Here is a 22,361-nt window from a genome sequence, read left to right as displayed (position 1 = left end):
CTCCAGCGACGGGTGACGCTCTTGTGGGCGGGGTTCGTGTCGATCGCTCTGGTCTCCTGCGGCCTGGTCCTGCGCCGCGACGAGCCGCTCTCCGATCTGCACATCTACTACGGAGCGCTGGCGCACATGCAGTCGGGGCGCCCCCTGTACGAGTACGTCGCGGAGAACGGGGGCCCCTTCACGTACCCGCCGTTCGCGGCCCTCGTCCTGTGGCCGATCACCGCCGTCCCCGAGTCGGTGGTGCGGGTGGCCTGGCTGGCGATGACCTGCCTTGCCGTGGTGCAGGTGGCGGCACTGTCAACCCGCCCCGCCCGCGGTCACCCGACCATCGCGCGACGGCAGCGGTCAAGCTCCGCGCGCAGGTCGCGCCGCAGCGCCCGGTCCAGGCCGGGCTGGGCGAGCGCGTCGGTGAAGTCGCGGGCGGCCTCGTCCCACCGCCCCAGCCGCATGAGCGCGGTGCCCCGGTTGTAGCGGGGCACGGGCGCCGCCGACAGCGCCACCGCCCGGTCCAGGTCGGCCACGGCGGCGGCCACGTCGCCGCGTTCGAACCGGACGGCAGCCCGGTTCGTCCACGCCTCGACCAGCCCCGGATCCCCGGCCAGGGCCCGGGTGAGCAGCTCGTCGGCCTCGGCGAGGCCGCCACGCTCCGAACGGATGAGCCCGAGGGTGCACAGCAGCGCCGGCTCCTGCGGAGCCAGCGCCAGCCCGGCCAGCGCGCCCGTCTCGGCCGCGTCGAACGCACCGCGCTCCACGTGCAGGTTGACCAGGGCGATCCGGGCGTCGAGGTGTCCGGGGTCGATGGCGAGCACCCGGTCCAGGTCCGCGCGCGCCCGCTCGGGGCGGCCCCGTTCCTGCTGGAGCACGGCCCGGTTGTAGTACGCCTCGGGCAGGTGTGGTCCCAGGCGGATCGCGGTGTCGTAGTCCCTGATCGCGGCCGAGGACCGCCCCGCCGCCCGATGCAGGGCCGCCCGGTCCACGTAGTACTCACAGTTGTCGGGATCATGGGCGATCACGGTGTCGAGGTCGGCCAGGGCCTGCGCCGGATCGCCGAGCGCCAGGTGTACCTGCGCCCGGTTGTGCCGCAGCCGGGCCAGGTCCTGCGGGCGCTCACCGGGGCCGAGCACCGCCGTCAGCCGGGCCAGCCCGTCGTCGATCAGCCGCAGCGCGCGGGCGGGTTCGCCCGCCCTGCTGTCCAGCAGCGCCAGGCCCTGCTCGTAGAAGACGGTGGACAGCACCCGCTGCCGCGGGTCGTCCAGGCCGGTGGCGAGGTGGATCGCCTGCTCCAGCCAGTGCCGCGCCTGCGCCGGGTCCTGGTCGGCCGCCGGTAGGTGCCGGGCGTACAGCATGGCGGTGGCGTACGCGGCCGACATGGTGATCTTCGGGTCGTCGGTGGCGGCGCGCGCCTCGCGATAGAGGTCGAGCGCCTCGGTGGCCTCGTCCAACGCCGCCAGGGCGGTGGCCAGGCCGGTGGTGAACGCCCACCAGTGCCGCAGGTCGCCGTCCGGGGTCACCGTGGCACGCCCGCGCCGCGCCACCCGGGCCGCGTGGTGGTAGAAGCCACGGGCCAGACTGTCGCCCAGGGCCCTGCGCGTCGCGTCCGGTGTCGGGTCGGCCGCTGCCGGCTCGCGGTCGCCACCGTCGCGCAGCTCGAGGCGTACCGGGGACGACCCGATCCGGCGGGTCAGCGCGTCCAGCAGCTCGCGGGTGGTCTCGTCGGCGCTGGCGATGTGGTCGAACCGGACCGTCGCCGGGCGTCGCAGCTTGCTCGCCCAGGTGGCCACGAACTCCGCCGCGCCGTAGGCCAGGCAGGCGGTGCGCCGGGCGGGATGGAACCGGATCGGCTCCTCCTCGGCGGCGCGGGGACTGTCGGCGGCGATCCGGCCGAGGAAGTCGGCGACCCCGGCGTACGGCCCGTGGGCGCGGTGGCAGTCGTAACCGCCCGGCTCACCGGTCACGGCGGGCCCCTCTCCGCAGTGGCGGGCGCCCGAGGGCGCCCGCCGTGCCGGGAACTACCAGCACCACTCGATCCAGAGCCGGCGGGCACCGGACACCAGACGCAGCGCGCTCGTGCGGCGGACGGTCATCTTCTTCACGGGAACCTCCACAGTGATTCACTTCAGGACAGAGGCAGAGCGTAAACCCGATCAAGGAGAATATGAAGACCACTCGTGACCGGACTGGGGGCATCGCCCCCGCGACCCCTACCGGACACGGGTGAGGTGCTGCAGGCAGCCCAGGCGTCCCCGCGTTGCCGGCGCGGCGTCGGTGGCCGCCGACGACGATCTGCGTCGCTCCGGTCGGGCGGCGCGATCAGGGCTGCTGTTCGTCGTCGTCCACCGGCCCGCTCTCGCCGTCGTGCTGGTAGCGCACGACCAGGTGCTCGTCCGGCTGCTCCGCCGTGGGGGTGCCACGGGTCTGTGGCACCGGCCGGCCGGACCTGACGGCCCCGGCCGGCCGGACCTGACGGCCCCGGCCGGCCGGACCTGACGGCCCCGGGCGGGGCCGTGCCGGTGCCCCGGACGGCCCGGCCGGCCGCGAGCGCGGCGGGCGGCCCGGCCCGCCGAGGGTGCCCGAGCAGCCAGCGCCGGCGGCGATTTTCGCCGGAATCGATCCTGTCCCGCCATCCGGTCGGACAGGCGCGCCGACCGGCCCGACCGGGGTTGCCGACCGGGCTTGCTGACCTGCGAAGTTTCGGCGAATAGCCGCCAATCATCCGACATGCCGCTCGTCGGACTGTCGGGACCCAAGCTGTGAGAAGTGGCCGATTCCGGCCAACCGTCACTCTTGCAATCATTGTTAAATCTATGAATACTTCGACGCCTCCGATCGGGTGGGTCTCACCGGCCGATCGGTTGCCCGGGGCTACCCGAGAGGGCAGCCCGTGCTCAGCTCCAGGAGGTATCCACATGCGACTCTCCGGGTCCCCGCTGCGCCACGTCACCGCCATCTCGGTGGCCGGCGCCCTGGTCGTCGGCGCGCTGACCAGCGCTCCTGCCCAGGCCGCACCCGCGAAGAACGCCTCCCCCGACCAGGCCACCGCGCTCGCCGCCGCACTCGGCGAGCGCTCCGGCGGGGCGTACGCCCAGGCCGACGGCACCATGGTCGTCACCGTGACCGACGCCGCCGCCGCCCGAAAGGTCCGCGCGGCCGGCGCGACCCCGAAGCTCGTCGCCCGTGGTGCGGACGACCTGGCCCGCGCCACCGCCACCCTCGACAGTTCCGCCCGGATCCCCGGCACCGCGTGGTGGACGGACCCGGCGACCAACCAGGTCGTCGTCTCCGTCGACAGCACCGTTACCGGCGCGAAGCTCCAGCGCGTCGAGGGCGTCGCCGAACGGCTCGGCGGCACCGTCCGCATCGAACGGGAGGCCGGAAAGCTCAGCACCCGGGCCGCCGGCGGCGAGGCCATCTGGGCCGAGGGCGGCGGTCGCTGCTCGCTCGGCTTCAACGTCCGCAGCGGCGACAGCTACTACTTCCTCACCGCCGGGCACTGCACCGCCATCGCCGCCAACTGGTACGCCGACTCCGGGCAGAGCAGCCCGCTCGGCTCCGGCGGCACCGGCAGCTTCCCCGGCGACGACTACGGCATCGTCCAGCACAGCAACGCGTCCGCCGCCGACGGCAGCGTCTACCTCTACGACGGCACCACACAGGACATCACCGGCGCGGCCGACGCCTTCGCCGGGCAGTCGGTGCAGCGCTCCGGCAGCACCACGGGCCTGCACGGTGGCACCGTCGAGGCGGTCGGCGCCACGGTGAACTACGCCGAGGGTACGGTCACCGGCCTGATCCGCACCACGGTCTGCGCCGAGCCGGGCGACAGCGGCGGCGCGCTCTTCAGCGGCAGCACCGCTCTGGGCCTGACCTCGGGCGGCAGCGGCAACTGCTCCTCCGGCGGGACGACCTACTTCCAGCCGGTCACCGAGGCGCTGAGCGTCTACGGGGTGGAGATCGTCTGATCGACGCACCACCAGTGAGGGCCGCCGCGACACCGGCGGCCCTCACGCCTGTTCCCGGGACGGACGCCGGGTGAACGGGCGCGCCGACTGGTGACCGCGCTCCGCGGTGGCGGGTCAACCGTCACGCGCCGCTGACCCTCGGCTGTCGGTGGTCGGTCAGCCGGAGCCCGACACCGCGTACCGCGACGACGGTGACGCCGGTGCCGAGCTGGCCGAGCTTGCGCCGCAACCGCTTCACCAGGGACTGCACGTCCGCCGTGTGCTGGCGTCCCTCGGCCCGCCAGACCGAGCGGTGCAGCTCGGCGTAGCTCCAGACCCGGACCGGCTCGGTGACCAGGCAGGCCAGCAGGTCGTGTTCGAGCCGGGTGAGGGAGACCTCGCGGTTGCGGCAGCGGGCGGTCAGCCGGGCCGGGTCGATCCGCAGGGTGTCCTCCGGTGGCGCCGGTGCGGCGGCCCGGGCCCCCGCCGCCGCGCCGGGCGGCGGCTGCGAGGCCGCGATCAGCCTGCGCAGCTCGTCGAGGTCGGCCACCAGCAGCAGCGGCGCGATGCCGTCGAGGCGTTCGGCGAGCCGGATCCGTTCGGCCGGCGACGGTGTCACCGCGATCACCAGCGGGAACGGGCTGGCGGTCTCGTCGAACCCGTCCGGCGTCGTGCTGTCGTCCTCGGTCACCGCACCCACCCGGAAAACGATGGGCAGTTTCTGCCCGACTTGGTCATGGCCGTGACAGTAATTGTCAAACCCGTCGTCAAGCGGGCAACTCCTAGCGACAAGTTGCTCACGTGGCGTGCTTGATCGTTCACCTTTTTCGATCATAGTGTCCACACAGGCAGCCGGCGTGACCCGCTCGGCGCCTGGGGGGCCTGGGGGGTTCGTTCCGGTGTGATCCAGACGGGAGATGGGTCGTCTGCACCCTTCGCCATGGCTCGACTGACCGCGGGTCGTTTCTGGAGGAGACAGCACCGATGCTGAGACGTCCACACGGGAGGCGCCTGATCAGGCGCTTGGCGAGCGCGGGCGCGGCGATCGCCCTCGCCGCGACAGCTCTGGCGGCAACCGGCTCCGGCGTACAGGCCGCTCCGGGGGGAACCGACGCGTCCGCGTCGGCGGAGAAGATCCGACCCGAACTGATGAGCCAGCTCCAGGCCAAGAGCGAGAGCGACTTCTGGATCCGCTTCACCGACCGGGCCGACCTGAGCAAGGCCAGCGCGATCAAGGACTGGACCAAGCGGGGCGCCGCCGTCGCCGACGCGCTGCGCAGGAGCGCCGTCGACAGCCAGGCCAAGGTCCGGGCCGAGCTCGACGGCTCGGGCGCCAAGTACCAGTCCTTCTGGGCGACCAACGCCATCAAGGTCAGCAGCGGCTCCCTGAGCATGGCGCAGAACTTCGCCGCGCACGCCGAGGTCGAGGGCGTCTACGCCTCGACGGCCTACGAGCTGCCCAAGGTCACCAAGGGCAGCGACGAGAAGGCGGCGAACGCCCTCGAGTGGGGCATCGCCAACATCAACGCCGACGACGTCTGGTCCCAGTACGGCGTCACCGGCGCGGGCATCACGGTGGCGAGCATCGACTCCGGGGTGCAGTTCGACCACCCGGCGCTGGTGGGCGCCTACCGCGGCAACAACGGCGACGGCACCTTCGACCACAACTACAACTGGTTCGACGCCGCCGGCGAATGCGCCAGCGCGCCCTGTGACGGCGACGGCCACGGCACGCACACCATGGGCACGATGGCCGGCTCCGCCGACGCCAACCAGATCGGCGTCGCGCCCGGGGTCAGGTGGATCGCGGCCAACGGCTGCTGCCCGAGCGACGCCGCACTGATCACCTCCGGTCAGTGGATGCTCGAGCCCACCGACCTCGACGGCCAGAACCCGGACGCCAGCAAGCGGCCCAACATCATCAACAACTCGTGGGGCACCCGGACCCCCTCCAACGACCCGTTCATGGAGGACGTGACGCTGGCCTGGGCCGCGTCCGGCATCTTCGGGACCTGGTCCAACGGCAACAACGGCCCGGCCTGCCAGACCAGCGGCTCACCGGGCAGCCGGAGCAGCAACTACTCCACCGGCGCGTACGACGTCAACAACACGATCGCCAGCTTCTCCTCCCGGGGGACCGGGCAGAACGGCGACATCAAGCCCAACATCTCGGCGCCCGGCGTCAACGTCCGCTCCAGCGTTCCCGGCAACGGCTACGGCAGCCTCAGCGGCACCTCGATGGCCGCGCCGCACCTCGCGGGCGCGGTCGCGCTGCTGTGGTCGGCGGCGCCCGCGCTGGTCGGTGACGTCACCGCGACGCGCGCCCTGCTGGACGACTCGGCGATCGACAAGGCCGACACCCAGTGCGGCGGCACCGCCGACGACAACAACGTCTACGGCGAGGGTCGACTGGACGCGCTCGCCCTGCTCGCCGCCGCCCCGATCGGCGACACCGGCACCCTGGCCGGCAAGGTCACCGACGCGGCCGGCGCCCCGCTGCCGGGCGCCACGCTGGCCCTCACCGGCCCGGCGACCCGCGAGCTGACCACCGGGACCGACGGCACGTACTCGACCCTGCTCCCGGCCGGCGAATACCAGGTCGCCGTGACCGCGTTCGGCTACGGGAGCAAGACGGTGCCGGCGACGGTCACCAAGAACGTGACCACGACGCTCGACGTCGCCCTGGCCGCCGTGCCGAGCGTGACGGTCAGTGGCTCGGTCACCGACGGCTCCGGACACGGCTGGCCGCTGTACGCCAAGGTCAGCGTCGTGGGCCTGCCGGTGTCCGACTACACCACGCCCGCCAACGGCCGGTACAGCTTCACGCTCCCCGCCGGCGCGACGTACCAGGTCAAGGTCGAGCCGCAGTACCAGGGCTACCAGACCGTGACGAAGGACGTCAGGGTCGGCTCGGGCAACACCACCCACAACGTCGCCGTGCCCGTGGACTCCGCCGCCTGCACCACGGCGCCCGGGTACACGTACGGCTCGGACGGCGTGTACGAGACCTTCGACGGCGACCGCGTGCCGGCCGGCTGGTCGGTGGTGGACCACGCCGGCACCGGCCAGGTGTGGGACTTCGCCGACGCCGGCGACCGGGGCAACCTCACCGGCGGCACCGGCCACTTCGCGATCATCGACAGCGACAACTACGCCAGCGGTGGCCGGCAGGACACCTCCCTGGTCAGCCCGGTCGTCGACCTCACCGACGTGGCGACCCCGGTGATCCGGTTCAACCAGGACTACAACTGGCTGAACTCCGACCGCGCGGACGTCGACCTCAGCCTCGACGGCGGTGCGACCTGGGCCAACGTGCTCCGGCAGGCGGCGGACGTCCGCGGCCCGCGGGTGACCGAGGTGCCGATCCCGCAGGCCGCGGGCAAGGCGGAGGTCAAGGTCCGGTTCCACTACTACGAGGCGTCCTGGGAATGGTGGTGGCAGGTCGACAACGTGCTGATCGGTAGCGAGATCACCTGCAAGCCGACCAACGGCGGCCTGGTGCTCGGGCACGTCCGGGACAAGAACGACAACGGCTACGTCAACGGCGCCACCGTCACCAGCGACGACCGGCCGGCGGAGACCGCCACCACCGTGGCCACCCCCGACGACACCGGTCTGCAGGACGGCTTCTTCTGGCTGTTCTCGTCGCTGACCGACGCGCACCGCTTCACCGCCAAGGCCGGCAACTACGTCAGCCAGAGCAAGCAGGTCGACGTCCAGGCCGACTGGGCCACCCCCGTGAACTTCCAGCTCGCGGCCGGCCGGCTGTCGGTGCAACCGGCCGCGGTCAACGCCACGGTCCGGATGCCCAGCGGCAAGGCCACCAAGACCGTCACGGTGACCAACACCGGCGGGGCCCCCGTCAAGATCCAGTTCAGCGAGCGCGACGACGGGTTCGAGCTGCTGCGGGCCGACGGCTCCCGCCTGTCCGAGCAGCAGATCCTCAGCTCCTCCGGCGCTCCGGCGCAGCGGCTCACCGCCGCCACGTCGTTCGCCGCGCAGGCGTCGGGCAAGGCGAGCACCGCCACCTCCGCCCCGGTCGGCCCGCAGGCCGAGCCCTGGACGGACATCGCCGACTACCCGACGAACCTGATGGACAACCGGGTGGTCAACCTGAACGGCAAGGTGTACTCGATCGCCGGCGGCAACGGCACGGCGTCGACCGCGAAGAACTACGTCTACGACCCGATCGCGCAGAGCTGGACGGCGATCGCCGACCTGCCCGGCGCGCGCAACGCCGTGACGGCGGGCGTCGTCGACGGGAAGATCATCGTGACCGGCGGCTGGGGGCCCTCCGGCCCCGACGGCACCACCTGGTCGTACGACCCGGCCGCCAACACCTGGACCGAGAAGGCGGACAACCCCGCGCCGCGGTCCGCCGCCGGTCAGGCGGTCGCCGACGGCAAGCTGTACGCCATCGGCGGGTGCACCACGGCGAACTGCACGCCGATGTCGAACGACGTCGTCCGGTACGACCCGGGCAGCAACAGCTGGGAGGCGCTGCCCGACTACCCGAAGTCGGTGGCGTTCCTGTCCTGTGGCGGGATCGGCGGCACCGTCTACTGCACCGGCGGTAACGACGGATCGGCGGCGCAGAAGGTCGGCTACGCCTTCGACCCGGGCGCCAACGCCTGGACCGCCATCGCCGACGCGCCGGTCGACAACTGGGCCAGCTCGTTCGCCGTCGCCAACGGCAAGCTCCTGGTCGTCGGCGGTTCGCAGGGCGGTGCCATCACCAACGCCGGCTTCGCCTACGACCCGGCCACCAACTCGTGGTCGAACCTGCCCAACGCCAACACCGCCCGGTACCGTGGCGGCGCGGCGTGCGGCTTCTACAAGGTCGGCGGCTCGTCCGGTGGCTTCACCGCCACGGCGGACAGCGAGGCCCTGCCCGGGTTCGGGGAGTGCGCCGAGGCTGCCGCGGACGTCAGCTGGCTGACGATCGACAAGACGGCGGCCACCCTGGAGCCGGGCCAGAAGGTCACGGTCACCGTGGGCATCGCGGCCACCGTCGACCAGCCGGGCACCTACTCGGCGTCGATCCTGATCAAGGAGGACACCCCGTACACGGTGCCGCCGGTGGCGGTGACGATGACCGCGCAGCAGCCGACCACCTGGGGCAAGCTGATGGGCACGGTCACCGGGACGAGCTGCCAGGGGGCCAGCGCGCCGATCGCCGGCGCGGTGGTCCAGGTCGACTCCTGGGCGATGTCGTGGACCTTCGCCACCGACGCCGAGGGCCGGTACGCCTACTGGCTGGACAAGCGGAACAACCCGCTGACCATGATCGTCGCCAAGGACGACTGGAAGCCCCAGACCCGGCAGACGAAGATCACTACCGCCACGCCCACCGTGGAGAACTTCGCCCTGTCCCCGATCCGTTGCTGACCACTGACCGCTGACGAACAGATCCGGCCCGCCTGGTCGCCCGACCAGGCGGGCCGGACCCGTCCCGCAGCGGCGTGCCGGCCTCGCGGTCAGTACACCGTGAGGCGGAGGCCGACCCCACGCACCGCGTGGATCGTCGCCGACGCGCCGAGCCGGACCAGCTTGCGCCGTATCCTGCGGACCACGGAGTGCATGTCGGAGCGCCGGCCCAGGTGTTCGGTGCCCCAGACCTCGCGGTGCAGCCGCTGGTAGCTCCACATGTGTCCGGGCGTGCCGACCAGGCAGCGCAGGAAGTCGTGCTCCAGCGGGGTCAGGTCGATCTCGCGGCCCTGCCAGCACAGCACCCGGCGATCCGAGTCGATGCTCAGTTCCGACGCCGGCGGGCCACCGTCGGCCACCGGTTCGGCCGGCGCGGTCCGCTCGGCCGGCGCGGCCCGCTCAGCCGGCGCGGCCCGCACGGACGCCGCGGCGGCAGGCCGGCGGACCACGTCGAGGAACCGCCGCGCCTGGTCCACGCTCGACACGATCAGGAACGCCTCGGTGCCGCCGAACAGTTGCGCGAGTTGCCGGCGGTGCGCCGGTGAGGAGGCGATGCCGATGACCAGGGACGCGATCCCGCTCATCCTCCGCCCTTCCCCATCCCCTGCTCGCGGGATGGTGTCTTGCTGACGCCGTTCGATCGCTTCGGTGGTGGTGGCGTGGCGGGACCGGGGCGCAGCCGGTCGGCGCGCTGACGGTCCGCGACGGACCGGTGACGCCATGGTCGCCCCCCGGGCATCGGTATAGTAATGCACGTCTATGTGGCCGGCAACGCCCCAAGCCGGACAGACGTGCTCCCGGCGGGCACGTGCCCCGTCCCGCCGCCCCCGCTGTCGGAGCCGGGCGCGGGCGACGGCCCGCCGGACGATGACGTCGGTGGGTTCCAGGCTCTACGGTGAGGGTCGTGACGCTGCCGGTGACTTTTCGTCCGCCGTCCGATGTGCCCCGCCCAGGGCCCGCCGTGCCCGCCTTCGCCGCGGCGCCCGTCGCCCTGGTGGCCTCGGTGGTGGCGGGCCTGCTCGCGGTGACCGCCGACGGGTACGGCTACCACCGCGACGAGCTGTACTTCCGGTTCCTGGGCTTCCACCCCGGGTGGGGCTATGTCGACCAGCCGCCGGGCACGCCGCTGCTCGCCCGCGCCGCGGTGGAGGTCTTCGGGGACAGCGTGTGGGGGCTGCGGGTTCCGGCGGTGCTGGCGGCGGTCGCCGTGGCGGTGCTGCTGGCCCTGATCGCGCGGGAGGCCGGCGCCGGCCGGTTCGGGCAGAGCGTCGCCGCGTGCGGCGCGGCCGGCACGTTCGTGCTGCTGCTCGGCCACGTCCTGCTCACCGCGTCGGTGGACATGGTGATCTGGCTGGCTGTGCTGCTGTTCGCCCTGCGCGCGCTGCTGCGCGCCGAGCCCCGCTGGTGGCTGGCCGCCGGCGTGGCCGTCGGGGTCGGGCTGTGGTTCAAGCTGCTGATCGTGCTGCTGCTGGCCGTGTTGGTGGCGGCGGTGCTGGTCACCGGGCCGCGGTCGGCGCTGCGCTCGCCCTGGCTGTGGGCGGGGGCGCTGGCCGCGCTGCTGATCGGCTCGCCGAACCTGGTCTACCAGGTGGCCAACGGCTTCCCGCAGCTCGCCATGGCGGACGCGCTGCGGGCGAACAAGGGCGCCGAGGCGCGCGTCCTGCTGGCGCCGTTCCAGTTCGTGGTCGTCGGCCTGCCGCTGGTGCCGGTCGTCGTCGCCGGCCTGGTCGCCCTCCTGCGCCGGCCGGCGCTGCGGCCGGTCCGCGCGCTCGCCCTCGGGTACGGCCTGCTGCTGGTGGTGCTGTTCGCGCTGGCCGCGCAGCCCTACTACACCGTCGGGCTCGTCCTGGCCCTGTACGCGATCGGTGCGAGGGTCGTCGAGGGGTGGGCGACAGGGGCCGCCCGCCGGGCGGTGCTCGCGGCGGCACTGGCCCTGAACACGATTGGGGCGGTGGCGTTCGCCCTGCCGGTGTTCCCGCTGTCGGTGCAGGAACGCATCGGTGTCGCGGAGGTCAACCAGGGCACCCGGGACCAGATCGGCTGGCCTGCCTACACCCGGCAGGTCGCCGACGTCTACGCCGCCCTGCCGCCGCCGGACGCCGCGCGGGCGGTGATCGTCACCGGCAACTACGGGGAGCACGGCGCGATCCACCGGTACGGCCCCGCGTTGGGGCTACCCGTCGACCGGCTCTACAGCGGCCAGAACGAGCTGCACCGCATCGCGGCCCCCGGCGAGGGCGGCACGGTGGTCGTGCTCGTCGGCCTCGGCGAGGACGGCAGTGTCATGCGTACCTGGTTCGCCTCGTGCGAGACCGTCGCCCGCCTCGACCACGGACTCGACATCGCCAACGAGGAGCAGGGGCGGCCGATCACCGTCTGCCGCCAGCCGCGCCAGCCCTGGTCGGTGCTGTGGCAGCGGTTCCAGCACTACGACTGACGCCGCGCCGGCTGTGGCGCGTGCCGCCGGAGACCGGGCGGTGCTCGTCCTCGGGGCGCGCCGGCACCCCGCAGACCTGCCCGCGACCGGGGCGACGGGACGGTCGTTGGCCGCCCCGGTCCGCCACGAGGACGGACCGGGGAGCGGGCTTCACACCAGGTCGACGCGTTCGTACTCGATCGGGTAGCCGGCCCGGGCGAAGGTGGCCGCCATCGGGGTGTTGTGCTGGTCCGTGGCCGCCGCGATCCGGTCCGCGCCCGCCTCGACCAGGAGATGGGTGGCCTCGGCGAGCAGGTCGTAGGCGTAGCCGTGGCCGCGTCGCTCGGGCAGCACGCCGATGAACGCCACCACCGGGTCGGTGTGGTTGCGGCTCGGCACGGTGATGCCGGCCAGGTGCCCGTCGGCGGTGTACGCCAGCCGCCACCAGTCGCGCGGGCCCGGCATCCAGAGCAGGAGGTCGAGGTCCTCCTGCGCGGCGGCCTGCGGGCCGTGCCGCTGTGCCGCGTGCCGGAAGTGCGCGTCGAGGCTGCCCTCGCCGACGCGGCGCAGCACGTCCAGGATCACCGTGTCGTCGGGCTCGGGGCGGAACTCCAGCCGTCCCGGCCGCTCGGGCAGGCCGCAGTCGGCGGTCCACCGGTAGCGGTAGCGCTCGACGAGCACCGCCATGCCGGCGGCGGTCGCGGCGTCGATCCGGGCCTGCGCCTGCGCGCGGACGGCGGGCGCGTCCCGCCACCCGGGCGGCAGCGAGATCGAGTACTCGGCCCGCAGCGGCGCGGCGCGCAGCAGTTCGACGGCCGCCTCGGCGTCGGTGAAGTCGAACCAGTCGAGGGCGAGCGGGGCCGGGTCGTCCGGTCCGGCCCACCAGGCGGCGCGGGCGACCACGGTGCCGTCGCGCAGGGCGACCCAGGTCCACTCGGGGCGGTACGTGCCGTCGGCGTACGTCTGACCGAACGCGGCGCGTCCGACGAGCCCGGGGTCGGGCAGAGAGTCGAAGAGGTGTTGCTCGCCCGCGACGAGCGGGCGGATGACCAGGTCGGTCATGGGGGTCCTTCCGGGAGGCGTGTGCCCCCGGTTCAGGAACCCGGCGTCCTCGCGGCCGGCGGGGAGCACATGACGGTGGTGCGGGTCATGGCGCTCACCTCCCTGCCGGTGTGTTGATCGAGGACGCGGGGGAAACCGTAGCAGACGCGGCGGGCTCCCCGCCTGGGCAATCCCGACAGGGGGGCCCGCAGCCGGAGCTAGACTGCCGGTACCCGGCAACGAAGCGCCGGGCCGTCCGGTCGATCCCGCCCGCCGGGCCGACCGTGGGTCGCGCGGGACGGCTGGCGGCGCTGCCGCCGGAGTCGCAGCGCGCCGATGGCGGTCAGGCGTGAAGGCGAGGCGCGATGGTGGACAACACCCGGTCGACCGGCCGGCGTCCCGGGGCTGCCGTCGCGCCCGAGGACCGTTGGCTGGCCGAGGTGGCCGCGGGCGCGAGCCGCGACGCCGGCGGGATCGACGTGCGACTGCTGGGGGAGTACCTGCCGATGCTGGCCGACGCGGCGGTGCACGGACGCCGCCCCCGCCGCGAGGAACTGGACGTGGTGGAGGCGCTCGGCAGGCGGGCCGCGGAGCAGGGCATATCGGCGGGGCGGGTGGTGCAGCTGTACCTGTCGGCGGCCCGCCGACTGTGGCACGACCTGCCGGCCGTGGCGCGTTCGGGTGACTGCGAGGCGGTGCGGGTCGCGGCGACCGCGGTGCTGCAGGTGGTCGACGACGCGGTGGCGACCCTCGCCGAGGGCTACGCGGTGGCGCGACGCGACCTGGTGCGCCGGGAGGAGGCGCTGCGGCGCGAGCTCGTCGACGACCTGCTGCGCGGCGACTCCGACCTGGGCACGCTGGTCGAACGGGCCGAGCCGTTCGGGCTGGACCTGGCCCGGGCGCACCGGGTGGCGCTGGCCGCGCCGAGCCGCCGGCTGCCCGACGCCGACGCGGCGATCAGCGCGCTGGAGTCGGTGATCTTCGACCGGCTCGGCGACCGCGACGTGCTGGTGGCCACCAAGGAGGGCCTGCTGGTGGTCATCGCGCCGGCCGACGCGGCCACCGCGCAACTGGTGGCACCGGTTTCCGAGCCGCGCGGTGAGCTGGGGCGGCTGATGCACCGGGAGCTCACCCGGCTGCCGCGCGGGGATGCGTGGCGGGTCGCGGTGGGCCGGGCCCATCCCGGGCTGTACGGCATCGCCCGCTCCTACGAGGAGGCCCGCGAGGCGTTGTCGATGGCCGAACGGCTACAGGTGAACGCCCCGGTGGTCGACGCCCACGACCTGCTGGTCTACCGGGTGCTGCTGCGCGATCAGCCGGCGATCGTCGACCTGGTGCAGGCCGTGCTCAGCCCGCTGGCCGACGCCAGGGGCGGTGCCCAGCCGCTGCTGGACACCCTGCGGGAGTATTTCGACACCGGGGCGGTGGCCACCGAGTCGGCCAAGCGCCTGCACGTGTCGGTACGCACCGTCACCTACCGGCTCGACCGCGTCCGGCGGCTGACCGGCTACCACCCCGCCGACCCCGCCCACCGGTTCACCCTGCAGGCGGCCGTGCTCGGCGCGAAGGCCCTCAACTGGCCGGCGCAGCCCCTGCCGACCGCCGGCTGAACGCCGCCCGCCCGACGGTCGGCGGCCGGCCCAAACGGCGATCGGGCACGGCCCGGGAGGTGGGCTATAGTCGCCGCATGCACGCCGGGCACGCCTACCTCGGCGTCGGCGAGCGCAGACCGCTGTCGACGCTGTTCGTGCTGGCCGTGCTCGTGGTCGTCCTCTGCGCGGCACGGGCGGTGGGCCTGTGCATCGTCTTCCGACTGGGACGTCGCGCCGTGCCGGGCTGTGTGCCGGCCTGGTCCGCCGACCGCGCTCCGCCGCAGCTCGCCGTCGCCTGACCCCTGCTCCCCGCGCACCGGCCGCGACCGGCCTGGTCGTCGTCCGGGCCGGCGGCGGCCCGCGTCGACACCTGCCGGCGCCGTGCGCTGCCCGCTGCCTGCGTCCTGCCGGCCCCGCTGACCTGCCAGACCTCGGCAGGTGCGGCCGGCACCGGAGTCATCCACCCACCGATCTCGGCACGTCAGCCGGGTGGACGGCGGCTCCGGCGGCCGACCGTCGGCGAGCCCCGCGTGGCCGCCGACCAGCCCACCCGCGCCTCACCCGTCACACCTTCTGCGGAGCTGCCCCCATGGAAGTCGAACACACCCCACTGCCCGGTATCGGAATGCGCCACTGCTTCACCACCGAGCGCGGGCGCAGGGTGGGTGTCGTCACCCACCACGCCAGCGGCCGTCGCGACCTGGTGCACGACGACGGCAGCGACCCGGACAGCAGTTGCAGCCTGACACTGACCCGCGCCGAGGCGATCGCGCTCGCCGGGTTGCTCGGCATCCTGGACATCGTCGACGTGACCGACGGCCCGGACCACCGCATCCCCGACCCCGAACCGCAGACCGGACCCGGATCATGACCGCCGCCGCCCCTCGTGCGCCTCGGTTCCCACGAGCGGAGAACGGGACGAGGATCCGTTCGGTCAGCCGACAGAACGACCTTGACGTGCTGCGGATGGTGCTGGAGGAACAGTACGCGCGACACCACACGCAACTCGCCCTGCTCGCCCGGCAGGGCGCCCAGCCCGACCACCCGGCGGCCGACACGGACACCACCGCGGCGTTGACGGCCGCGTCGCGTCGCGCGCTCGACGACCTCGCCCGCGCCCTGCGCCACCTGGAACAGGGCCGGTACGGCACCTGCCGGCGATGCCGAACCGACATCCCCATCGAGTACCTGGCCCACCGGCCCGGCGCGAGGTTCTGCCCGCGCTGCGACGCCGCGTCCACCCGCCGGTGAGCCGGCGGCGCGACCCGGCGCCACCACCACGGATTGCCGGGCGCCGGCAAGACGACAGGCCCAGCTTGACCGGTGGCGGCCCTGGCCGGGGTGGGCGGCGCGCGGCCATGGTTGGGCCATCTGCGGCCGGGCGTGTGCCCGCCCCAGGAAAGGAGCAGGCAATGTCACCGGAACCCGAGCAGCAGCACGCGCCGGCGTTCGTGGCCGACGCACCGCGTGACGTTGCGGTCGTCGGGGCAGGGATGGTGGGTCTGTCCACCGCCTGGTTCCTGCAGGAGGCGGGCGTGCACGTCACGGTGTACGAGCGGGACCACGTGGGTTCCGGGGCCTCCTGGGGCAATGCCGGGTGGTTGACGCCGGGCTTGACCGCGCCGCTGCCGGAACCGGCGGTGCTGCGGTACGGGCTGCGGGCGGTGCTCAGCCCCCGGTCGCCGGTGTACCTGCCGCTGCGTGCCGACCGTGGCCTGGCGCGCTTCCTCACCTCGTTCGTGGCGCACAGCACGGCACGGCAGTGGCGGCGGGGGATGGCGGCCTACGTGCCGCTGAACGAGCGGGCCCTGGAGGCGTTCGACGCGTTGGCTGCGGGCGGGGTCGCCGCGCAGACGACCCGGGCGGGCAGTTTCCTGGCCTGCTTCGCCGGGGAACGCGACGCGCGGGGCCTGCTGGCCGAGCTGGAGCAGATCCGCGACGCCGGCCAGGAGGTCAGCTTCCACCCGGTCACCGGCTGGCGGGCGCGTGCCCTGGAGCCGGCGCTGACCAACCGGGTGGCCGCCGCGATCCAGATCTACGGGCAGCGCTACCTGGACCCGCCCGAGTTCGTGCGCTCGCTCGCCGAGGCGGTGCGGGCACGCGGCGGTGAGATCGTCGAAGGCGTCGAGGTGGCCGACCTGCGGCCCCGGTCCGGCAGTGTCTCGGTGCTCTCGGGTGCCGACGAGAGACAGCACGACGCCGTTGTCGTCGCCACCGGCGCGCTGCTCGGCGGGTTGACCGCCCGCTTCGGCGTGCGGCAGCCGGTGCAGGCGGGCCGCGGCTACAGCTTCAGCGTGCCGGTCCGGCAGATGCCGCGCGGCCCGCTCTACTTCCCGACCCAGCGGGTGGCGTGCACGCCGCTGGGCGATCGGCTGCGGGTGGCCGGGATGATGGAGTTCCGTCGTCCCGGCGACCCCCTCGACCCACGGCGGATCACCGCCATCGTGGACGCCGTCCGCCCGTTCCTGACCGGCGTGGACCTCGACGACCGGCGCGACGAGTGGGTCGGCTCCCGGCCCTGCACCCCCGACGGGCTGCCGCTGGCGGGCGTCACCGCCTCCCCACGGGTGTTCGTCGCCGGTGGCCACGGCATGTGGGGCATCGCGCTCGGCCCGGTCACCGGGCAGCTGATGGCCCAGACCGTGCTCAAGGGGGAGGTGCCGCCGGAGTTGGCGCCGTTGGACCCGCTGCGCTGAGCCGGCACCCGCGAGGGGCGGGCCGCCCGCGCCGACCCGGGCCACCTACCCCGGGTACGCGCACGGATGGTCACGCCACGTCAAGGCGGCGTAGCCGGTCGGCGGCCCGGCCCCGGGGGCGTCACTCGTCCTGGCCCGCGGCCGGCGGGGTCGCCATCTTGTGGTTCTGCCCGGCAACCCGGAAGTGGTGGAAGGTGACCGTGGCGCTGACGTCCAGGGCCTGCACCCAGTGCCACCAGCCGACGGGGATGAGCAGCATCTGACCCGGTTCCAGGACGGTCTCCAGCACGGTCGCCTCGGCGAACCGGGGGTGCCGGGTGAGGTCCGGTCGGGCGGCGTCGACCGCGCTGAACGTCCCGCCGCGCGGGTAGACCAGGTGCCGCTCGTACGAGGGCACGAGGCGTACGTGCTTGCGGCCGAGCACCTGGCACAGCAGTACCGTGCTGTTGTCCACGTGCAGCGGTGTCACCGTGCCCGCCGGGCCCAGCAGCAGATGCCCGAGGGCAGCCGGGTCCACGATCCCCTCGGGCGGGCGCACGTCGGCGGCGAGCGGGCGCAGCGCCTGCGACCAGTTCTCGTTGCGGGGCACCATGTAGTAGTCGTTGGTGCGGGTCCCGGACCGGAGCAGCGCCAGGTAGTCGCGGAACGGCATGGTGGTGCGGTGGCGGTCGTACTGCCAGGCGTGGTCGGGGTTGGCCTCCCGCCCGGTCATCACCTCGACGACCGCGTCGCCGCAGGCCGCGGCCAGGCCGTCGAGGGTCCAGTCGAGCGCGGGCCAGTCCGTCATCAGGCCGTCCAGCACGACGGGCCGGTGGCCGAAGTAGTACCGGGCGAAGAACTCCTCCGGTGTGATGCCCGCACGGCGCTCCAGGGTGCCGCCGCCGTCGCTGTTGCGCAGCGTCCGGTAGGTGTCCAGCACGGACTCCATCCAGTCGTAGCGCAGCGCGAGGCGGCGGCACACGGCGAAGTACGGGTGGGCGGTGAGCTCGCGCAGCTCCGCGTCGACGGCGTCCGCGTCGGCGCCCGCGGCGACGGCGGCGGCCCGTGCCTGCTCGACGGGGGCGCCCATGGCCAGGTTCTCGACCAGCCACTCCTGCCAGACGCGGTCCAGCCCGGGGGTGGCGAGCACGGTCATGCCGCGCCGCCCGGGACGGCGGTGAGTTGGGCCGGGCGGGTGTACTCGGTGCAGTTGACGTAGGAGTTCTTGACGTGGGCGGGGAAGTGGTCGGCGTCGGGGACGGCGGTGAGTTGGGCCGGGCGGGTGTACTCGGCGCAGTTGACGTAGGAGCCCTTGACGTGGGCCGGGAAGTGGTCCGGAAGTGAGGTCATGGATCAGAGTCAACGTGCCGGGTCGACCCGGCCGCCAGGGACAGTTGTCCCGTCCGGCCGGGAGCCTCCGGCGCCGTCGGCGGATCGACCCGGCGGGCGGTGGGGCCGGCGGTCACCGCCCGGGCGGTGTCGCGCCGTTCCGGACGTATCGTCGCGTGTATCAACTGTGTGAACTTGTGTGAACATTGACTTCGCAGGTCATCGGCCATTCGGCCAGCGTGGGTGGTCGCTTTCGGGAGTTCGGTAGCGAACAAGGTTCAGACTCTTGTTCACTCTCACTTAATCCGGTAGAACACGAGTAGGTCCGCAGCGCGGACCATCTGCCTCGTGGTTCTAGGAGGACTACCCATGGCTCGTTCCCACCGCGCGGGCGGCGCCTCCTCGCCCGCCCTCTCCCGCCGCGGGGTCCTGCAGCTCGGCGGCAGCGTGGCGCTGCTGCTGGCTACCGGCGCCTGCGCCGCGAACAGCGAGTCCAAGCCCCGCGACGGCGCGTCGGGCGGCCCCACCGCCAAGGCCCTGCGGATCGCGGTCTCGAGCTACCTGTCGAGCTGGGACCAGGACTTCGTGGGCTTCGACCTGACCGCGCTGATGCTGTACAAGAACGTCTTCCCGTACCTGATCGACTACGGCGTCACCGCCGCCGGCGACAGCCAGATCCTCGACACCCAGAACGTCACCCCGACGTTCGCCGAGTCCTTCGAGCCGGACGCCACGCAGCGGGTCTGGACGCTCAAGCTGCGCCGCGGGGTCAAGTTCGCCAGCGGCAACGAGCTGACCGCCGCCGACGTGAAGTGGTCCAAGGACCGCGCCTTCGCCGCCCAGGCCAACGTCGCCGGCATCTACCGCACCATCGGCCTCACCGGCCCCGACCAGGTCAAGGTGGTCGACGACCACACCGTCGAGTTCCACCAGGCGTTCCCCAGCGCCCTCACCCGGCAGATCCAGGCCATCTCGCTGTACGTCTTCGACTCCACCGAGGCGAAGAAGCACGCCACCGCCAGCGACCCCTGGGCCAAGGAGTGGTTCGCCAAGAACCCGCCCACCGGGGGCTACTACAACGTCGCCAAGGCCACCCAGGGGCAGGAGATCGAACTCTCCGCGAACCCGGGATACCCGGGCCCGGATCCGGCCAAGACGCCCACCATCAGGATCTCTGTGGTGCCCGCCGCCTCCAACCAGCGGCTGCAACTCCAGGCCGGCGACATCGACATCGCCCTCGGCATCAGCCAGCGCGACATCCAGGACCTCAAGAAGGCCCCCGGCATCAAGGTCATCTCGGCCGCCAGCAACCGTCAGGTGACCATCCAGATGTCGGTCACCACGGCGCCGTTCAACGACGTGAACGTCCGCAAGGCCCTCGCCCACGCGGTGCCGTACGAGCAGATCATCAACAACGTCTACGGCGGGGACGCCCGCGCCGCCAAGAGCCCCGTGCCGCTGGACATGCCCGGCTACGACGCCGTCGGGTACCCGTTCACCCACGACCTCGACCAGGCCAAGGCCGCCATGGCCGCGGCCGGCAGGAGCACCGTCGACTCCGAGCTGGTCTTCGAGTCCGACAACGAGGAACAGCAGAAGATCGCCGTCCAGGTGCAGAGCGAGGCGGCGAAGGTGGGGATCAACCTCAAGCTGACCCCGCTGGACCCGGCCACCCTCGGCGAGCGGCGGTCCAAGAAGAACGTCCCGCTGCAGATCACCTCCGGCCAGCTCTGGGTCAACGACGTCGAATACATGCTCGCCACGAGCTTCGTCAAGGGCGCGAACCTCAACTACTCCAACTACAGCAACCCGGAGATCGAGAAGATCTACGAGCAGTCGCACACCACCGTCGACCAGGCGGCCCGCGGCCGGCTCTGGAAGCGCGTCCAGGAGATCCTCGCCGCGGACGTGCCCTGGGTGGTCGTCTGCCAACCCAACTTCAACCTGCCCGTACGCGACGACGTCGCCGGCTGGGTGCAGCCGATGGACGGCCTCGCCCGGCTGCGCTACCTGACCGCGTCGGCCTAGGACGGGCGGGACCGCTGCCCATGCGCATCCTCCGGTTCGTCGCCAGAAGACTGCTCCAGCTCATCCCGGTGCTGCTCGGCGTGATCGTCCTGACCTTCCTCCTGGTCCGGGTGCTGCCCGGCGACCCGGTGCGGACCATCCTCGGGCAGAACGCCACCGAGGCCGACGCCGCCGCCGCCCGTGCCCGCTTCGGGCTGGACCAGCCGCTCTGGCGGCAGTTCCTCGAATACCTGACCGGGCTGGTCACGGGCGACTTCGGCACCTCCATCCAGAGCGGCGCCCCGGTCGGCACGGAGATGGCGCTGCGGGTGGGGCCCACCCTCGAACTGGTCGTCATCGCCGTGACCATCGCCCTGATGGTGGCCACCGTCCTCGGCGTGTGGTCGGCCCGGCGCGCCGAGCGGCCGGCCGACCACGGCATCCGGGTCCTCGCCCTGGTCGGTAACTCCGTGCCCGAGTTCTGGCTCGGACTCGTGCTGGTGCTGGTGGGCTACAGCGTGCTCGGCTGGTTCCCGGCCCCCAACGGGCGGGTGGACCCCGACACCGGCCTGACCCCGCTGACCGGCGCGGACCTCGTCGACGCCGTGCTCACCGGGAACGGACCGGCCATCGCCTCCGCCGCGGCGTACCTGGTCCTGCCGGTGCTGACCCTGGTCATCGGTGTCGTCGCGCCCCTGCTGCGCAGCGTGCGGGCCTCGGCCCTGGAGGTGCTGCACTCCGAGCCGTACGCCGCGGCGGCGGCGCACGGCCTGCCCCGGCGCACCCTGCTGTACGGCTACCTGATGCGCGCGACCCTGGTCCGGCTGCCGTCCCTGGCCGCGCTGGTGTTCGGCACCGCCATCGGTTCCACCGTGCTCGTCGAGTACGTCTTCTCCTGGCAGGGCTTCGGCCAGTGGGCGCTGCGCGGCCTGCTCTACCGCGACTACCCGGTGGTGCAGGCCTCCGTGCTGGTGATCGCGCTCTGCTACGTGCTGGTGTTCCTCATCGCCGACGTGGTCCACGCCATCCTCGACCCGAGAGTGAGGATCTGATGGCCGACCTGCGCACGAGCGGCCCGACCGAGGCCACGGACCCGCCCGGGCCCGTCGCCGGCGCCCGGGACAGCCGCTTCGCCCGCGTCCTGATCATCACCGGCGCCGCGATCCTCGCGGTGATCGCGGTGGCCGCGCTGTGCGCGCCGCTGCTGAGCTCCTGGGGCGAGACCGAGATCGACCCCGCCGCCACCCTGACCGCCCCCGGCGGCGGCCATCTGCTCGGCACCGACGGCAACGGCATGGACATCTGGAGCCGGGTGCTCTACGCCGCCCGGCTGGACCTGGGCATCGCGGTGGCCGCCGTCGCGCTCGCCGTCACCGTCGGCACGCTGCTGGGCCTGGTCGCCGGCTACCGCGGCGGCTGGCTCGACGACGTGCTGATGCGGGTGGTCGACATCTTCCAGGCGTTCCCCACCTTCATCCTGGCGCTGGCGGTGGCCGCCCTGCTCGGCAACGGCACCGTCAACCTCATCATCACCATCGCCGCGGTGAACGCCCCGGCCTACGCCCGGCTGGTCCGCGCCGAGGTACGCACCCTGCGCGAGCTGCCCTTCGTCGACGCCGCCGTCACCTCCGGGGCGTCGACCACGGGCATCCTGTGGCGGCACCTGCTGCCCAACAGCCTCACTCCGGTGCGGGTGATCGCCCCGCTCAACTGCGGCTGGGCGATGCTGACCCTGGCCGGGCTGTCCTTCCTCGGCCTCGGCGTGAGCATCCCCGCCGCCGAGTGGGGGGCCATGATCAGCCTCGGCGCCGCGGACGTGGTCGGCGGCCGGTGGTGGACCTCGGTCCCACCCGGCCTGGCCCTGCTCGTCTGCGTCCTGGGATTCAGCCTGCTCGGCGAAGGCCTGCAGGAACGCGCGGACGCGAAGCGGCGGTGA

The 22,361-nt window shown here is 73.2% G+C and carries 17 protein-coding genes and 1 pseudogene; 12 read left to right on the top strand and 6 right to left on the bottom strand.

Annotation, left to right across the window (positions count from 1 at the left end):
* Window positions 1-126: 126 nt before the first annotated feature.
* A pseudogene (locus tag OOK41_RS32100) lies at window positions 127-264 on the top strand (hypothetical protein); the annotation flags it as partial.
* A gap of 53 nt (window positions 265-317) precedes the next feature.
* On the opposite strand, the gene OOK41_RS20305 reads toward OOK41_RS32100, so the two are convergent.
* The gene (locus tag OOK41_RS20305) at window positions 318-1,955 is read right to left on the bottom strand and encodes a lipopolysaccharide assembly protein LapB (RefSeq protein ID WP_266266324.1); all 1,638 of its coding nucleotides are present in this window, start codon (window positions 1,953-1,955) and stop codon (window positions 318-320) included.
* Between the two features lie 951 nt (window positions 1,956-2,906).
* Between OOK41_RS20305 and OOK41_RS20300 the strand changes: the two genes are divergently transcribed.
* Complete coding sequence (locus OOK41_RS20300) at window positions 2,907-3,959, top strand: S1 family peptidase (protein WP_117667294.1); 1,053 nt, start codon at window positions 2,907-2,909, stop codon at window positions 3,957-3,959.
* Between the two features lie 121 nt (window positions 3,960-4,080).
* Here OOK41_RS20300 and OOK41_RS20295 read toward each other — a convergent pair whose 3' ends face one another.
* The gene (locus OOK41_RS20295; RefSeq protein WP_266266323.1) at window positions 4,081-4,629 is read right to left on the bottom strand and encodes a winged helix-turn-helix domain-containing protein; all 549 of its coding nucleotides are present in this window, start codon (window positions 4,627-4,629) and stop codon (window positions 4,081-4,083) included.
* Window positions 4,630-4,961: 332 nt separating this feature from the next.
* Here OOK41_RS20295 and OOK41_RS20290 point away from each other — a divergent pair, with 332 nt between their 5' ends.
* Window positions 4,962-9,326, top strand: a complete 4,365-nt coding sequence (locus OOK41_RS20290) for a S8 family serine peptidase (RefSeq protein WP_266266322.1) — start codon at window positions 4,962-4,964, stop codon at window positions 9,324-9,326.
* A gap of 89 nt (window positions 9,327-9,415) precedes the next feature.
* Here OOK41_RS20290 and OOK41_RS20285 read toward each other — a convergent pair whose 3' ends face one another.
* The gene (locus tag OOK41_RS20285) at window positions 9,416-9,949 is read right to left on the bottom strand and encodes a winged helix-turn-helix domain-containing protein (protein ID WP_266266321.1); all 534 of its coding nucleotides are present in this window, start codon (window positions 9,947-9,949) and stop codon (window positions 9,416-9,418) included.
* A gap of 377 nt (window positions 9,950-10,326) precedes the next feature.
* Here OOK41_RS20285 and OOK41_RS20280 point away from each other — a divergent pair, with 377 nt between their 5' ends.
* Window positions 10,327-11,802: a glycosyltransferase family 39 protein gene (locus OOK41_RS20280; RefSeq protein WP_266266320.1), complete on the top strand. Its 1,476-nt coding sequence runs from the start codon at window positions 10,327-10,329 to the stop codon at window positions 11,800-11,802.
* 150 nt (window positions 11,803-11,952) lie between these two features.
* On the opposite strand, the gene OOK41_RS20275 is transcribed toward OOK41_RS20280, so the two are convergent.
* Window positions 11,953-12,843: a GNAT family N-acetyltransferase gene (locus tag OOK41_RS20275; protein WP_266266319.1), complete on the bottom strand. Its 891-nt coding sequence runs from the start codon at window positions 12,841-12,843 to the stop codon at window positions 11,953-11,955.
* Between the two features lie 344 nt (window positions 12,844-13,187).
* On the opposite strand from OOK41_RS20275, the gene OOK41_RS20270 reads away from it, so the two are divergent.
* The 5 genes from OOK41_RS20270 (at window position 13,188) to OOK41_RS20250 (ending at window position 17,110) form a co-directional block, all read left to right on the top strand.
* Window positions 13,188-14,432: a CdaR family transcriptional regulator gene (locus OOK41_RS20270; protein ID WP_266266318.1), complete on the top strand. Its 1,245-nt coding sequence runs from the start codon at window positions 13,188-13,190 to the stop codon at window positions 14,430-14,432.
* A 77-nt stretch (window positions 14,433-14,509) separates the two neighbouring features.
* Window positions 14,510-14,713 (top strand): hypothetical protein, encoded by a 204-nt coding sequence (locus OOK41_RS20265; protein ID WP_117667282.1) that lies wholly within the window; start codon window positions 14,510-14,512, stop codon window positions 14,711-14,713.
* A 290-nt stretch (window positions 14,714-15,003) separates the two neighbouring features.
* The gene (locus OOK41_RS20260) at window positions 15,004-15,285 is read left to right on the top strand and encodes a potassium transporter TrkA (protein WP_117667280.1); all 282 of its coding nucleotides are present in this window, start codon (window positions 15,004-15,006) and stop codon (window positions 15,283-15,285) included.
* A gap of 95 nt (window positions 15,286-15,380) precedes the next feature.
* Window positions 15,381-15,665: a TraR/DksA C4-type zinc finger protein gene (locus OOK41_RS20255; RefSeq protein WP_128763540.1), complete on the top strand. Its 285-nt coding sequence runs from the start codon at window positions 15,381-15,383 to the stop codon at window positions 15,663-15,665.
* Window positions 15,666-15,826: 161 nt separating this feature from the next.
* Complete coding sequence (locus OOK41_RS20250) at window positions 15,827-17,110, top strand: FAD-binding oxidoreductase (protein WP_266266317.1); 1,284 nt, start codon at window positions 15,827-15,829, stop codon at window positions 17,108-17,110.
* 121 nt (window positions 17,111-17,231) lie between these two features.
* Here the strand turns inward: OOK41_RS20250 and OOK41_RS20245 are convergent, their stop codons facing one another.
* Complete coding sequence (locus OOK41_RS20245) at window positions 17,232-18,245, bottom strand: cupin-like domain-containing protein (RefSeq protein WP_266266316.1); 1,014 nt, start codon at window positions 18,243-18,245, stop codon at window positions 17,232-17,234.
* A complete protein-coding gene (locus OOK41_RS20240; RefSeq protein WP_266266315.1) occupies window positions 18,242-18,439 on the bottom strand; it encodes a hypothetical protein in 198 nt (65 codons plus the stop codon). Before OOK41_RS20240 ends, OOK41_RS20245 begins: the two co-directional genes overlap by 4 nt.
* Before the next feature lie 348 nt (window positions 18,440-18,787).
* On the opposite strand from OOK41_RS20240, the gene OOK41_RS20235 reads away from it, so the two are divergent.
* Genes OOK41_RS20235 through OOK41_RS20225 form a run of 3 tightly spaced genes read left to right on the top strand, consistent with a single transcriptional unit; the run spans window position 18,788 to window position 22,361 of the window.
* A complete protein-coding gene (locus OOK41_RS20235; RefSeq protein WP_266266314.1) occupies window positions 18,788-20,446 on the top strand; it encodes an ABC transporter substrate-binding protein in 1,659 nt (552 codons plus the stop codon).
* 20 nt (window positions 20,447-20,466) lie between these two features.
* Window positions 20,467-21,477, top strand: coding sequence for an ABC transporter permease (locus tag OOK41_RS20230; RefSeq protein WP_266266313.1), 1,011 nt, complete (start codon window positions 20,467-20,469; stop codon window positions 21,475-21,477).
* Window positions 21,477-22,361, top strand: coding sequence for an ABC transporter permease (locus OOK41_RS20225; RefSeq protein WP_117667267.1), 885 nt, complete (start codon window positions 21,477-21,479; stop codon window positions 22,359-22,361). Before OOK41_RS20230 ends, OOK41_RS20225 begins: the two co-directional genes overlap by 1 nt.

Origin of the sequence: Micromonospora sp. NBC_01655 (assembly GCF_026339755.1) — a bacterium.
Classification (GTDB): Bacteria; Actinomycetota; Actinomycetes; order Mycobacteriales; family Micromonosporaceae; genus Micromonospora.
This window is presented reverse-complemented; position numbering and strand designations above follow the sequence as displayed.

Excerpts from the sequence above, each read along its gene's own strand:
- OOK41_RS20275 (WP_266266319.1), bottom strand. The coding sequence starts at position 12,843 with ATGACCGACCTGGTCATCCGCCCGCTCGTCGCGGGCGAGCAACACCTC.
- OOK41_RS20235 (WP_266266314.1), top strand. The coding sequence starts at position 18,788 with ATGGCTCGTTCCCACCGCGCGGGCGGCGCCTCCTCGCCCGCCCTCTCC.
- OOK41_RS20300 (WP_117667294.1), top strand. The coding sequence starts at position 2,907 with ATGCGACTCTCCGGGTCCCCGCTGCGCCACGTCACCGCCATCTCGGTG.
- OOK41_RS20240 (WP_266266315.1), bottom strand. The coding sequence starts at position 18,439 with ATGACCTCACTTCCGGACCACTTCCCGGCCCACGTCAAGGGCTCCTAC.
- OOK41_RS20260 (WP_117667280.1), top strand. The coding sequence starts at position 15,004 with ATGGAAGTCGAACACACCCCACTGCCCGGTATCGGAATGCGCCACTGC.
- OOK41_RS20255 (WP_128763540.1), top strand. The coding sequence starts at position 15,381 with ATGGTGCTGGAGGAACAGTACGCGCGACACCACACGCAACTCGCCCTG.
- OOK41_RS20245 (WP_266266316.1), bottom strand. The coding sequence starts at position 18,245 with ATGACCGTGCTCGCCACCCCCGGGCTGGACCGCGTCTGGCAGGAGTGG.
- OOK41_RS20270 (WP_266266318.1), top strand. The coding sequence starts at position 13,188 with ATGGTGGACAACACCCGGTCGACCGGCCGGCGTCCCGGGGCTGCCGTC.
- OOK41_RS20250 (WP_266266317.1), top strand. The coding sequence starts at position 15,827 with ATGTCACCGGAACCCGAGCAGCAGCACGCGCCGGCGTTCGTGGCCGAC.
- OOK41_RS20225 (WP_117667267.1), top strand. The coding sequence starts at position 21,477 with ATGGCCGACCTGCGCACGAGCGGCCCGACCGAGGCCACGGACCCGCCC.
- OOK41_RS20265 (WP_117667282.1), top strand. The coding sequence starts at position 14,510 with ATGCACGCCGGGCACGCCTACCTCGGCGTCGGCGAGCGCAGACCGCTG.
- OOK41_RS20230 (WP_266266313.1), top strand. The coding sequence starts at position 20,467 with ATGCGCATCCTCCGGTTCGTCGCCAGAAGACTGCTCCAGCTCATCCCG.
- OOK41_RS20285 (WP_266266321.1), bottom strand. The coding sequence starts at position 9,949 with ATGAGCGGGATCGCGTCCCTGGTCATCGGCATCGCCTCCTCACCGGCG.